The organism is Streptomyces sp. NPDC021019 (assembly GCF_044333295.1).
GTDB lineage: Bacteria > Actinomycetota > Actinomycetes > Streptomycetales > Streptomycetaceae > Streptomyces.
Map to the genome: position 1 here is coordinate 465810 of NZ_JBIRQR010000002.1, position 12944 is coordinate 478753.

Consider the following 12944-nt stretch of genomic DNA (forward strand, 5'->3'; position numbering starts at 1 on the left):
CGGGGCTCCATCCGTGCACCGGTCCCGGCCACGCACGGGTCAGAGCTGTAGCTCGGTGCGGAGGGCGGCGGCGAGGCCGACCTCCGCGTTGTCCGACCGGCCGCGCTCGAAGGCCCGCTGGTAGGCCTCGTCGCCGACGGCCGCCCGCGCCTGGAGCTCGCACCTCGCGCGGACCGGCCCCAGCTCGGGCGTGCCACGCCGGGGATGGCCGACCATGCACCAGTACGCGTGGCCGGTGCCGTAGACCCGGGCGGCCTGCGCGCCCGCGCCCTGGGCGGCGATGGCGGCGGCCAGGATGTCCAGCCCCAGCGCGATGCCGAAGCTGTCGCGGAGCCGGTGCTTGCCCGCGAGCATCGACCGGGCGTGCGTGGCGGAGGCTTCTGGGCGGCCCTGGAGCAGGGCGATCAGGGCGAGTTGGTAGTCCGCGTAGGAGCGGGTCCAGTGTTCGCCGCCGCGTTCGCAGGCCCGGCGCAGCGTGGTGGCCGCGGCCTCGGACTCGGTGAGCCGGCCGAGCGCGGTGAGCGCGAAGACGGTGATGAGGTGGCAGCGCAGCCGGTGGGGCGAGTCCACGGGCACGCCCTCGGTCATCCGCAGCACCCGCCCGACCGCTTCCAGCGCCGCCTCGGGCTCCCCGGTCATCAGCTGGGTGACACCGGAGAGATAGGCCGCGCAGAGCATGCCCTCGCCGTCCCGGTCGAACAGCGCGCCGGCTGTGCAGAGCGCGCCGCACTTCTCGGCGGTCGCGAAGTCGCCCTGGAGCAGGGCCGCGACGCCGAGAACCCATTGCAGCCTGGTCCGGTGGGGCCCTTCGACCGGGCCCGCGTCCAGGGCTCGCCGGGCGTAGTTCCGGGCCTCGGAGAGGTGGCCGCAGCAGGCCCAGAAGAAGCCGACGCGGCCCGCCATCTCCTGGGCCCCGCCGACGTCGTGGACGAGCAGATGCTCCAAGGCGGCGCACAGGTCGAGGTGGGCGTCGGACACCTTGTGGTACCAGGACACCTGGTCGGGGCCGGTCCAGCCGTCGTGGGCGCGGCGGGCGAGACCGAGGAAGCTTCTCGCGTGCCGGTCGGCGGCGGCGCGGGCCTCGCCCAGCTCGGTGAGCCACATCCGGCCGTATTCGCGGAGGGTGTCGAGCATCCGGTAGCGGTCGCCGTCACGCTGGACGACCGACTGGGCGACGAGGCCCTGGAGCGCCCGGTCCACCTCGTCCGGGGTGAGCGGGCCGCCCGCGCAGACCTCGCGGGCGACCGCCTCGTCGAAGTCGGTCCGCAGCGGGGTGAGGCGGGCCCACAGGAGGCGCTCCAGCGGGGTGCAGAGCTCGTGGGACCAGCCGATGGCCGTGCGCAGGGTGCGGTGGCGGCGGGGCCACACCGTCGCGTCGGCCAGGAGGTCGAGGCGGGCCGTGCCCGGATCCTCGTCGAACCCGTCGACTCCGTCGGCCCTGTCCAACCCGTCGGCCCCGTCGGCCCCGTCGAACCCGGGTGCGCCGCCGTCCACGCCGGGTGCTTCGAAACCGGGGGCTCCCGGGCCGGGAGCGAGGGCCGGGCGGCAGCCCCGGCCGGGCGCGCCGAAGCCGGCGCTGCGGGCGTCGAAGCGGATGCCGATCCGGGTGGCGAGCTGGGTCACGCTGTGCCGGCCGATGCCCGCGGCGGCCAGCTCGATGGCGAGCGGGATGCCGTCGAGGCGGCGGCAGATCTCGGTGGCCGCCGCCTCGTCGCCGGGGGTGCCGAGTGCGGCCCCGGGGTCGGTGGCGCGCAGCCGGTCGGCGAAGAGCTGGAGGGCGTCGGGCGCGCCGTCCACCGGGAGCGGCGACACCTCGACCACGTACTCGCCCCGGGTACCGAGCGGCTGTCTGCTGGTGACCAGGACGGTCAGGCCGGACGAGGTGGTCAGGATCTCGGCCAGCAGATGGGAGCAGCCGGCGCGGAGGTGTTCGGCGGAGTCGAGGACCAGCAGGAGGCGTTTGTCGCCGAGCCATTCGCAGAGCACCTCGACGGGCATCCGCAGGGTGTGGTCGGCGAGTCCGACCGCGTCCGAGACGGTGGGAAGCAGCAGCCCGTCGTCGGAGAGCGGGGAGAGGTCGGCCCACCAGGCGCCGTCCGGGTAGCGGTCGGCGGCGGCGCGGGCGGCCCGGAGTGCGAGCCGGGTCTTGCCGACGCCGCCGGGGCCGATCAGGGTGGTCATCCGCCGGGCGGCCAACGCGTCTCCCAGCCGGGCCAGTTCGGCCCGCCTCCCGACGAAGCTGCTCATCTCGTCAGGGAGGTATCCCACCTTGGTCATCATCACCGTCCGGGCGCTGGGGCAGGGTGCGCCGGCGAGCCGACCGCCCCGGGCGGGGCTCCTGCCGCACGCACCGGGCCGGTCCCGCTCCCCGAGAGGGGGAGCGGGACCGGCCCGGTGAACCAGGACGGCTGTCGCGGCTCCATTGCCGACGTCTGCCGTCACCGTAGTGCTGCCGGAGGTCAGCGCAGCGTGAAGACGGCCGCCGTGCGTCCCGGGACGGTGAAAGTGGCCGATTTCCCGTCGTACCTGGCTCGTTTGACAGTAGGGTCCGCGCCCTTGGCCTGGACGGGGTGCAGTGCGTACGTCTTCCCCGCCGGCGCGGCGAGCCGCTGGTCGGCGGCGGTCGGCGCGGCGTTGAGGACGACGACCAGCTCGCCGAGGCGCATGGTGATCACGCCGGGGGTCTCGGCCGTGCCGGAGAGCGGGAAGGACAGGGCGGCCCGCACGTGGCCCGCGGTGCGCAGGGAGAACTCCTTCTCGGTGGAGCGGATGGTGAGCAGGTCGCGGTAGGCGGCCGAGGCCCCGTCGATCTGCGCGCAGTCCGGCGCGATGGTGCCGGCGACGGCCAGGAGCGGCTTCGCGTACGCCCATTTGTCCTGGTTGTCGGCGGCGGGCGGCAGGCCCCGGCCGAAGCCGTTGCCGTCGCGGCAGTCCCAGTGCAGGGCGTTGAACCAGTCGCCGCTGTCGTAGGAGTTGCGGTCCAGGGACTTGGAGCGCAGCAGGTCGGTGCCCGCCTGGGAGAGCGAGGGTCCCTGGGAGAGGACGGAGGCGGCCATGGCCACCACCTGGGCCCTGGCCCGTTCGGCGGCCGTGGTGGAGGCCGGGAGCTTGAAGGCGAGGGTGTCGAAGAGGGTCTCGTTGTCGTGGGCGTCGGAGTAGGCGAGGGCGTCGCCGGGTGCGGCCGCGTATCCGGCGGGCGCACCGTTGTAGTCGACCTCGGAGCCCTTGACGGTGCGGCCGGAGGTGTCGGTGAACGTGTAGTCGGCGAGGTTGCCGGTGAGGCCGACCTTGATCAGGTCCTGGTAGTGCAGCAGCCGGGCCCTCTGCTCGGCTCGGCTGCCGTTGGCCGGGGAGGAGTTGGGGTCGGTGTAGAGGCCGGTGGCGAAGCCCTGGACGCCGGGGTCCTCGTCGAAGGGGCCGCCGCCGCGCACGGCGTCGCGGGCCCGGTCGGAGAAGGTGGCGATGCCGGTGCCGGCCATGTTCTTCTGGGTGGCCTGGACGAAGCGGGCGTCGTCCGCGATCTCGCCGAAGTTCCACCCCTCCCCGTACAGGATGATCTTCTTGCCGTCGACGCCGTCCTTCGCGAGGGTCAGTCCGTCCAGCGCCTCGCGGACGGCGAGGATGTTGTCCTTGGGGTGGTGGCCCATCAGGTCGAAGCGGAAGCCGTCGACCTTGTACTCCTTCGCCCAGGTGACGATCGAGTCGACGACGAGCTTGCCCATCATGGTGTTCTCGGGCGCGGTGTTGGCGCAGCAGGTGGAGGTGGCGACGCTGCCGTCCTCCAGGAGCCGCTGGTAGTAGCCGGGCACGATGCGGTCGAGGACCGACTTGTCGTCCTGTCCGGAGGCGACGGTGTGGTTGTAGACGACGTCCATGACGGTGCGCAGTCCGGCCTGGTTGAGGCCCTGCACCATCTGCCGGAACTCGACCGTGCGCCGGGTGCCGTCCGGGTCGGAGGCGTAGGAGCCCTCGGGGACGGTGTAGTGGAGCGGGTCGTAGCCCCAGTTGAAGCCGTCCTTGGCTGCGGCCCTGCTGACGCAGGCCTGCTGCTCCTCGGAGTCGGGTGCGTGGACGTGGAGGTCGCAGGCGGGCTTCTGCTGGTCCTTCTTCTTCTCCGGGACCGTCCCGAGGTCGAAGACGGGCAGCAGGTGCACGTAGCTGGTGCCTGCGTCGGCGAGCTTCTTGAGGTGCTTCATGCCCTTCGATCGGGTGTCAGTGAAGGCGAGGTATTCACCGGGGTGCTTGGCCGTGCGGTCCGTGATGGAGAAGTCGCGGACGTGCAGTTCCTGGATCTGGGCGTCCCGCAGCGGGGTGGCGACGGGCTTCCTCAGGCCGGACCAGCCGCGCGGGGCGAGCTTCGGGTCGGTGAGGTCGACGACGAGGCTGTGGGCGGAGTCGGCGGTCAGGGCGGTGGAGTAGGGGTCGGTGACCTTATTGGTGACCATCTTCTGGACGGTGCGGGCCCAGACGGTCACGGCGTACCGGTAGGGCTTGCCCCGCCAGCTCTTCTTTCCGGTGACCGACCAGACGCCGGTGCGGTCGTCGCGCTTCATCGGGTGGGTGCGCCCGTCGAGTTCGAGCGAGACGGTGCGGGCGGTGGGGGCCCACACGGAGAGCGTGGGCGTCGACCTGCGGAAGACCGGGCCGAGTTCGGCCGAGGCCGCCTTCTTCCCGTACAGGTCGTCCAGGATCCCGGCGGTCTGTACGCCGGTGGCGGCGAGCAGAGCGCCGTTGGCGGCGCGCTGGGTGGCGATGATCTGGCCGCGCAGGGACGCGCGGACCCGGTCCCGGTCGCGGGCGTCCACGGTGAACGCCGGGTAGTCCTTGAGGTGCGGGTACTTCGCCTTCTGCGCGTCACTCAGGGCGGACCGCGTGAGCCGCAGCCACCGGCCCTCGTCGGAGAGCGCCCCGTCGACGACGGAGATGCCGCCCTTCTCCTCGTAAACGAGCTGCTGGCTGGTGGCGTCGGTGGCCTTCACCTTCCAGACGACGGTGTCCTTGTCGAGCCACTGGGCCTCGGCCTTGGACAGGTCGGGGGCCGCGCCGCCGCCGGCCTGCGGGAGGAGGTAGCCGGGCGTGCCGCCGAGCATCCAGACCTCGTGGCCGTAGGTGGCGAAGTCCAGGGACTGGTCGGTGGGCAGGTCCTTCTCGTCGCCCTTGTGCAGGATGTAGCTGAGGGTGGTGGCCCCGTCCACGAGCGGCACTTCGAAGGTGACCCCGTAGGCGTCCTTCTTCACGGGCATCAGCGGCTTGGACCAGTCGGTGGGCTCCTTGGCCCCGGCCCAGGTGTGCAGCCCCCAGCCGTCGTAGTTCCCGTCCGGGCGGTGGTAGTTGAGGACGGCCTTGCCGGTGTCCTGCGGCGGGGCCTCGGGCGCTTCGGCCCGCTGCCCGTCCTTGCCCTGCTCGATCCAGACCTGACCGGTCACGCCGAGGTCGACGGTCCGCTGCGGACCGTCCGCCGTGCCGTTCTTCTCGACGGTGTACGGGACGGAGTCGGCGCCCTCCTCCAGGTCGAGCCAGGCGAACGCGCCGTAGGCGTCCCGGCCGATGAACTCGGCGGTCTTTCCACCGGATTTCAGCTGCCAGCCCTCGTAGTCGCCGTCGGGGCGCTGGTAGTGGACGACCGCCCGGTCGCGCTCGACGGCGACGGGCTTGGGCTTCGGCGGGGTCGCTCCCGCGGTGGTCGCGGCGAGGGCGCCGGCGGTGCGGCCCGCCCGGTCGACGACGACGGCCTTGTAGCGCAGCGGCGTTCCCGCCGTCACGGTCCCGTCGAGGTACTGGGTGACCTTGTACGGGGCGTGGTCGGCCGAACCGAGCGTCTTCCACTTCCCGTCGCCCACCTGGGCGGCGAAGACGACCCGGTTGAGCTGGCCGCCGTCCACGTCGGCCGTGATTTCGACGGTGCCGGTGGCGCCGGCGGCCGGGGCCTTCAGTGCGATCGTGGGCTCGCCGGCCGGGGAGCCGGCCGGCCGGTCCGCCTTCAGCACGACGCTGGAGAGGGCGGGCACGGTGACGGTGACCTTCTTGTCCTGGCCACTGCGGACGGCACCGGAACCGCCGTACAGCGTCCGGAAGTCCATGCCGGCCGACTCGGTGTCGAGCTGGACCTTCCGCGGGCTCGTGCCGTTGTTGGAGGCGACGAGATATTCGTGGGGCCGCTCGGTGTCGATGCGTGAGGTGGCGTACACCGAACCTTCCGCGAACCGCTCGATCTGGGTGCCGTCGCGCAGGGCCGGGTGGGCCTTGGTGAGCTGGGAGAGGGCGGCGATGGAGCGGTAGACCGGGTGCTCCGTGTCGTACGCGTCCGAGGCGTGCGTCCGGTCGGTGCCGAGCTGGTCGTCGTCGAGGTAGTCGGCGGTCTTCGAGGCGAAGAGCGTCTGGCGGGAGTCCTTGTCGCCGCCGGCTCCGGTGAAGCCCTGCTCGTCGCCGTAGTAGATCACCGGGTTGCCCCGGCCGAGGAACATCAGCTCGTTGGCGAGCCGGGCCCGCTTCAGCAGTTCGGCGTCGTCGGCCTTCGGGTTGTCCTGCTTCAGGAAGGTCCCGACGCGGCCCATGTCGTGGTTGCCGAGGAAGGTGACCTGCTCGTAGGCGTTGGCCTTGCCGGTGGTGTAGCGGTAGTCGTTCCCGTACACGGAGGCGAGCCGGTCGGCGGGCGCGCCCTGGGAGGCGAACTGCCGGGCGGCGTCCTGGAACGGGAAGTCCAGCGTGGAGTCCAGGCGGCCCCGGGTGACGTACGGGGAGGTGACCTCGGTGTCGGCGGAGTAGACCTCGCCGAACATGAAGAAGTCGTCCCGGCCGCGCTTCGCGGCGTACGCGTCGAGCGCGGTGGCCCACTGGGTCCAGAAGTCCAGGTCGACGTGTTTGACGGTGTCGATGCGGAAGCCGTCGATGTCGAAGTCGCGGACCCACTTCTCGTAGATCTTCTCCATGCCCTTCACGACCTCGGGACGCTCGGTCCACAGGTCGTCGAGCCCGGAGAAGTCGCCGTACTCGTTGGACTCGCCGGCCCACGTCGAGTCGCCCCGGTTGTGGTACATGGTGGGGTCGTTGAGCCAGGAGGGGACCTTCTCGCCGGTACCGGGCGCCTTCACCGGGGTGTACGGGAAGGAGTCCCGGTCCACCTTCTCGACGCCGTCGCGGTCGTCGAAGGGGCGGCCGTCCTCGTCGAGATAGGGGAAGGCGCCCTTGGGCTGGTAGCCGTAGGCCTTCTCCGCGTAGTCGACGGTGTCGGCGGTGTGGTTGGTGATGACGTCGAAGAAGACCTTCATGCCCTTGGCGTGGGCCTTGTCGATCAGCCGCTCCAGGTCGGCGTTGGTCCCGAAGTGCGGGTCGACCTGGGTGAAGTCGGTTATCCAGTAGCCGTGGTAGCCCGCCGAGGCGTCCTTGCCGGTGCCCTGCACGGGCCGGTTCTTGAAGATCGGCGCCATCCAGATGGCGGTGGTGCCGAGCTCCTTGATGTAGTCGAGCTTCTGGCTGAGGCCCTTGAGGTCGCCACCCTGGTAGAACCCCTTGTCGGCGGGGTCGTAGCCATGCTCCAGCCGCGAACCGGTCAGCCCGCCCCGGTCGTTGGAGGCGTCGCCGTTGGCGAACCGGTCGGGCAGCACGAAGTAGAACTGCTCGCGCGTGAGATCGTGCCGGTCCGCCTCACGGGCGAGTTTCGCGTCCGATGGCGGGGCCGGCGGCCGGGACGACGCGGCGGCGGTGGCCGCCGGGACGACGGGCAGCAGCGCCGCGCACAGGGCGGCCACCGTCCATCGTCCGAGGATGGTTCGGGACACGGAGGGTGCTCCTCAGGGCTTGATCGGTGGGTCGAGCGGGGGGCGAGCGATGGGGTCGGGCCATGGGTCGGGCCATGGGCCGCTCAGGAGAAGCGGGCCGGTGGCGGTGCCACCGGCCCGCCGGAGGTCGAGGTCAGCCGCGCCAGACGTCGGCGGTCAGCGTGACCTTCCCGGAGGCCGGGACGGTGGCGGTGCGGTTGGCGCCGCTCTCCCAGGTGACGTTGCCGGACGCGTCCTTGCGGACGTACTTGTAGGCGAACGTGGTCCCGGCGGGCAGGTTCACGTCCAGCTTCCAGACGGGGTACGCCGCCGGGTCGAGCTTCGGCGCGCTCGCCGGGTTCCAGTCGCCGAGGGCGGCCTGGTCGCCGGTGACGTGGATGTTCTGGCCGGGCCGGGTGGTGGCGTTGACGCCGAAGGAGGCGCCGGAGGTGCCGTTGCCGGGGCCCGGGCCGGGGTTCGTACCGCCTCCCCCGCAGGTCCGGGCATCGGCGTGCAGGGCGAGGGCGGTGCCGGACGGAACGGTGGCGGTGAACTGGCCGGAGCCGTTGACGCTTACGTCCTTGCCGGACTGGACGTCGCAGTAGTCGCCGGCGGGCAGCGAGGTCTGGAAGGTCCGGGTGAGCGCGGAACCCTCGTGGTTGAGGGCGACGTACGCCTTGTTCCCGCGGCCGAAGGCGATCCGGTCGCCGCCGTTGTCCCACCAGTCGGTGACTCCCTGGCCGCGCGCGGTGTTGCGGAAGCCGACCATGGAGGAGATCTCGCGCCAGGCGTGCTGGCACGTCCAGCCGTCGCTGTAGCAGGCGTTCACCTGGCCGCCGTTGGGCGGTCCGGCGTCGTGGTCGCTGAACTCGTAGCCGGAGTGGACGTCCGGGGAGCCGTAGGGCCAGGCCAGCATGAAGACACTGGCGAGCGTGTAGGCGGAGCCGTTCTTGTAGTTGAGGGTGTCGCCGCCGCGCTCGGTGTCGTGGTTGTCGACGAAGACGGCGGACCTGCCGGACTCCATGAAGCCCCAGCCCTCGCCGAAGTTCTTCAGGTGGGCGAGGTTCTCGTTGAGGAAGACCTGCTTGAGGCTCCGCCCGTACCGGAACTCCTGGACGTCTCCGCTCCCCAGGTACTCGGAGGGCGAGACGGCCTCACCGGCCCCGAAGATCGCCTCGTGCTTCCAGTAGACGTTCGGGTTGCTCAGCCGGGACTTGATGTTGGCGAGGTCGCCGGCGGGCATGTGCTTGGCGGCGTCGATCCGGAAGCCGTCGACGCCGAGCGAGAGCAGGTCGTTGAGGTAGCCGGCGATCCTGCCGCGTACGTAGTCCTCGCCGGTGTCCAGGTCGGCGAGGCCGACCAGCTCGCAGTTCTGGACGTTGCCGCGGTCGTTGTAGTTGTTGATCTGGGACCGGCAGTCGTCCATGTCGGCGCCGGAGTAGAGGCCCGGGTAGTCGTACTTGGTGTACGCGGAGCCTCCGGTGCCGGTGCCGCTGCCCGCCGACATGTGGTTGATGACCGTGTCGGCGATGACCTTGACGCCGGCCGAGTGACACGTGTTCACCATGGCGGAGAAGGCGGCCCGGTCGCCGAGCCGGCCGGCGATCCTGTAGCTGACGGGCTGGTAGGACGTCCACCACTGGCCGCCCTGGATGTGCTCCTGGGGCGGTGAGACCTGGACGTAGCCGTAGCCCGCCGGACCGAGGGTGTCCGTGCAGGCCTTGGCTATGGAGGCGAACTTCCACTCGAACATCACGGCCGTGACGTCCTTGTCGCCCGGGGCGGCGGCCTGTGCGGTGCCTGCGGCGCCGAATCCGGTGGGGACGACGAGGGCGGCGGCGCCGGCCACCAGGGCGAGCGCGGCAGACAGGGATCTGCGTGCCATGTCTTTCCTCCTGCGGGTGGGGGAAGCGGGGATGACGGTGCAGCCTCAGTCGACAACGCGCCGTGCCCTCAAGGCTCCTGAAGGTTCTTGCTGCAAGAATGCAAACCTTGCCGCGGGGCAGACCGTACGAGCCCTCCCGTCACCGGTCAACCCTTTGGACATCTCCCGCTCACATCCGTGAAACAGCGGAGTCTTCTTCCCGACCCCTTCGGGATTTCTCCCTGCAAGGTCTTTCGCAAGATATTGCGAGCCTGTTACGTTTCATCCCGACTCCGGTCCGGTCGGCCGGGGGATCCGGCACCGCTTCACGTCGTCGGACCCCACGCGCCCGGCCGGCCGGACCGGTCACGGCAAGAGAGGCACCCGGAGTCGCTACAACTCCCCGCCGGCCCGTCCTGGGCCGACTCCTGGTGCCTCTCCTGTACGTGCCCGTGTCTGCGGGAGCCCGTCCCGCACGAGCCCGCTTCGCGGTCAGCCGTGGCGTACCGCCGCCGTCGAGCCCCGTACGACCAACTCCGGCTGGAAGACGTACTCGGTGCGCTGCACCGGGCTGCCCCCGATCTCCTCCAGCAGCGCGCCCACGGCGGCCGCCGCCATCGCCTGCACGGGCTGGCGCACCGTGGTCAGCGGCGGGTCGGTGAACGCGATGAGCTGCGAGTCGTCGAAGCCGACGACCGAGACGTCACGGGGCACCTCCAGGCCCCTCCCCCGGGCGGCGCGGACCACACCGAGGGCCATCAGGTCGCTGCCGCAGACGATGCCCGTGCACCCCGCGTCCAGCAGGGCTCCGGCCGCCACCTGGCCGCCCTCGACGCTGAACAGCGTGGAGCAGACGAGCAGTTCGGCCTCGGCCCGGTCCATGCCGAGCAGCGAGACGGCCGCCTCCACGAACCCGTCGCGCTTGCGACGGGAGGGGACATAGCGCTGCGGGCCTATGGCCAGGCCGATCCGGCGGTGGCCGAGCTCGGCGAGGTGCCCCAGGGCCATCCGTACGGCGGCGTTGTCGTCGGGCGAGACGAACGGGGCGCTGATGCGCTCGTTGTAGCCGTTGATCAGGACGAACGGCACGCCGCGCTCGGTGAGCGCGGCGTACCGGCCCGGGTCGGCGGAGGTGTCCGCGTGCAACCCGGAGAGGAAGACGATGCCGCCGACGCCCCGCTCGACGAGCTGCTCGACGAGCTCGTCCTCCGTCGCGCCGCCCGGCAGCTGGGTGCAGAGCACGGGGGTGTAGCCGTGCCCGGCCAGCACCTGTTCGACGGACTGGGCGAACGCCGGGAAGATCGGGTTGGTGAGTTCGGGCGTCACCAGGCCGATCAACCCGGCGCTGCGCTGCCGCAGCCGTACGGGCCGCTCGTAGCCCAGGATGTCGAGCGCCGCGAGCACCCGCTGACGCGTGGAGTCCGCGACGCCCTGCTTCCCGTTCAGGACCCGGCTGACCGTCGCCTCGCTGACCGCCGCCTGTCCGGCGATGTCGGAGAGGCGGGGCGCCGTCGTGGTCCTGGGCGCGGGCAGTGTCACACCGTCCACCACACCGTGGTGTCGGCGGGCAGCTCGGCCTCGGCGCCGTCCACGGCGACCGGGGAGCTGGCGAGCAGCACCCGGCCGCGGGCGGCGATCCGGACGGGGGCGCCGGTGGTGTTGACGGTGCAGACGAAGCCGGGGCGGGAGAAGACGAGGACGCCTTCGGGGCTGTCCAGCCACTCGACGTCCGTGCCCGCGCCGAGGCCGGGGTGCTCCCGGCGGGTGGCGATGGCGGCCCGGTACAGCTCCAGGGTGGAGCCCTCCACGCCGGTCTGCGCCTCGACGGACAGCTCGCCCCAGCCGGCGGGCTGCGGGAGCCAGCTGCCGCCGTCACCGAAGCCGTACGAACCGCCCTCGCGGGTCCACGGGATCGGGACGCGGCAGCCGTCGCGGAAGCCGTCCTGTCCGTCGGCGCGGAAGAACGAGGGGTCCTGGCGGGCCTCGTCGGGCAGGTCGGTGACGTCGGGCAGGCCGAGTTCCTCGCCCTGGTAGACGTAGGCGGAGCCGGGCAGGGCGAGCATCAGCAGGGAGGCGGCGCGGGCCCGGCGCAGGCCCAGCTCGCGGTCGCCGGGGGTGCGGATCTGGGTGCCGAGGCCCGCCGGGTTGGCGAAGCGGGTGGCGTGCCGAGTGACGTCGTGGTTGGAGAGCACCCAGGTGGCGGGCGCGCCGACCGGGCGCATCGCGGCGAGCGAGGTGTCGATGACCTCGCGCAGTTCGGCGGCGTCCCAGGCGGTGGCCAGGTACTGGAAGTTGAACGCCTGGTGCATCTCGTCGGGGCGCACGTAGTTGGCGGTGCGCTCGACGGTCGGGGTCCAGGCCTCGGCGACGGCGATCCTCTCGCCCGGGTACTCGTCGAGGATGGTGCGCCAGCTGCGGTAGATCGCGTGCACGCCGTCCTGGTCGAAGAACGGCATGACGTCGTTGCCGAGCAGCCTGAGCTGGTCGTGGGAGCCGAGGTCGGGCAGCCCCTCGGCCTTGACGAGGCCGTGGGCGACGTCGACGCGGAAGCCGTCGACGCCCATGTCGAGCCAGAAGCGCAGGATGGAGCGGAACTCGTCGGCGACGGCCGGGTGCTCCCAGTTGAAGTCCGGCTGCTCCGGAGCGAAGAGGTGGAGGTACCAGTCGCCGGGGGTGCCGTCCGGGTTCGCCGTACGGGTCCAGGCAGGCCCGCCGAAGATGGACTCCCAGTCGTTGGGCGGGAGTTCGCCGGCCGCACCCTTTCCGGGGCGGAAGTGGTAGCGCTCGCGCAGGGCGGAGCCGGGGCCCTCGGCCAGGGCACGCTTGAACCACTCGTGCTGGTCGGAGGAGTGGTTGGGGACCAGGTCGACGATGACGCGCAGGCCCAGGCCGTGGGCCTCGCGGATCAGCGCGTCGGCGTCCAGCAGGTTGCCGAACATCGGGTCGATGGCCCGGTAGTCGGAGACGTCGTAGCCCGCGTCGGCCTGCGGGGAGGCGTAGAAGGGGCTGAGCCAGACCGCGTCGACGCCCAGGTCCTTCAGGTGGGGCAGGCGGGCGGTGACGCCGGCGAGGTCGCCCATGCCGTCGCCGTTGCCGTCGGCGAAGCTCCGCGGATAGACCTGGTAGATCACCGCGTCCTGCCACCAGCCGGTGCGGTGGCCCGGGGCGTCGTCGGACGTGCCGGTGGAGGGGGCAGCGAGGTGCTGGGTCATGTCGTCCCTGGGTGTCTGGGTGGGGAGCGGCGCCGGGGACCGGGTCCGGGTTTCCGGCGCCGCCGTGACGGGTGCGGTGGTGCGTGCGGGTGCTGGTGCGGGTGGCCAGGG

General features: G+C 71.9%; 5 protein-coding genes. All 5 read right to left on the reverse strand.

Going from position 1 to position 12944, the window contains the following annotated elements; translation table 11 throughout:
* Nucleotides 1–39: 39 nt before the first annotated feature.
* The 5 genes from ACH4RG_RS13050 to ACH4RG_RS13070 all read right to left on the reverse strand — a co-directional run bounded on the left by ACH4RG_RS13050 (nucleotide 40) and on the right by ACH4RG_RS13070 (nucleotide 12833).
* Nucleotides 40–2280, reverse strand: coding sequence for an NB-ARC domain-containing protein (locus ACH4RG_RS13050; protein WP_397916497.1), 2241 nt, complete (start codon nucleotides 2278–2280; stop codon nucleotides 40–42).
* A 179-nt stretch (nucleotides 2281–2459) separates the two neighbouring features.
* Nucleotides 2460–7778, reverse strand: coding sequence for a pullulanase-type alpha-1,6-glucosidase (pulA, locus tag ACH4RG_RS13055; RefSeq protein ID WP_398539495.1), 5319 nt, complete (start codon nucleotides 7776–7778; stop codon nucleotides 2460–2462).
* A 133-nt stretch (nucleotides 7779–7911) separates the two neighbouring features.
* On the reverse strand, nucleotides 7912–9642 hold the full coding sequence (locus tag ACH4RG_RS13060) for a carbohydrate-binding module family 20 domain-containing protein (protein ID WP_397930377.1): 1731 nt from the start codon (nucleotides 9640–9642) through the stop codon (nucleotides 7912–7914).
* 471 nt (nucleotides 9643–10113) lie between these two features.
* Complete coding sequence (locus ACH4RG_RS13065) at nucleotides 10114–11172, reverse strand: LacI family DNA-binding transcriptional regulator (protein ID WP_397916500.1); 1059 nt, start codon at nucleotides 11170–11172, stop codon at nucleotides 10114–10116.
* Complete coding sequence (locus ACH4RG_RS13070) at nucleotides 11157–12833, reverse strand: glycoside hydrolase family 13 protein (RefSeq protein WP_397916501.1); 1677 nt, start codon at nucleotides 12831–12833, stop codon at nucleotides 11157–11159. The genes ACH4RG_RS13065 and ACH4RG_RS13070 overlap by 16 nt, the downstream gene beginning before the upstream one ends.
* Nucleotides 12834–12944 lie beyond the last annotated feature (111 nt).

Excerpts from the sequence above, each read along its gene's own strand:
- ACH4RG_RS13050 (WP_397916497.1), bottom strand. The coding sequence starts at position 2,280 with ATGATGACCAAGGTGGGATACCTCCCTGACGAGATGAGCAGCTTCGTC.
- ACH4RG_RS13060 (WP_397930377.1), bottom strand. The coding sequence starts at position 9,642 with ATGGCACGCAGATCCCTGTCTGCCGCGCTCGCCCTGGTGGCCGGCGCC.
- ACH4RG_RS13070 (WP_397916501.1), bottom strand. The coding sequence starts at position 12,833 with ATGACCCAGCACCTCGCTGCCCCCTCCACCGGCACGTCCGACGACGCC.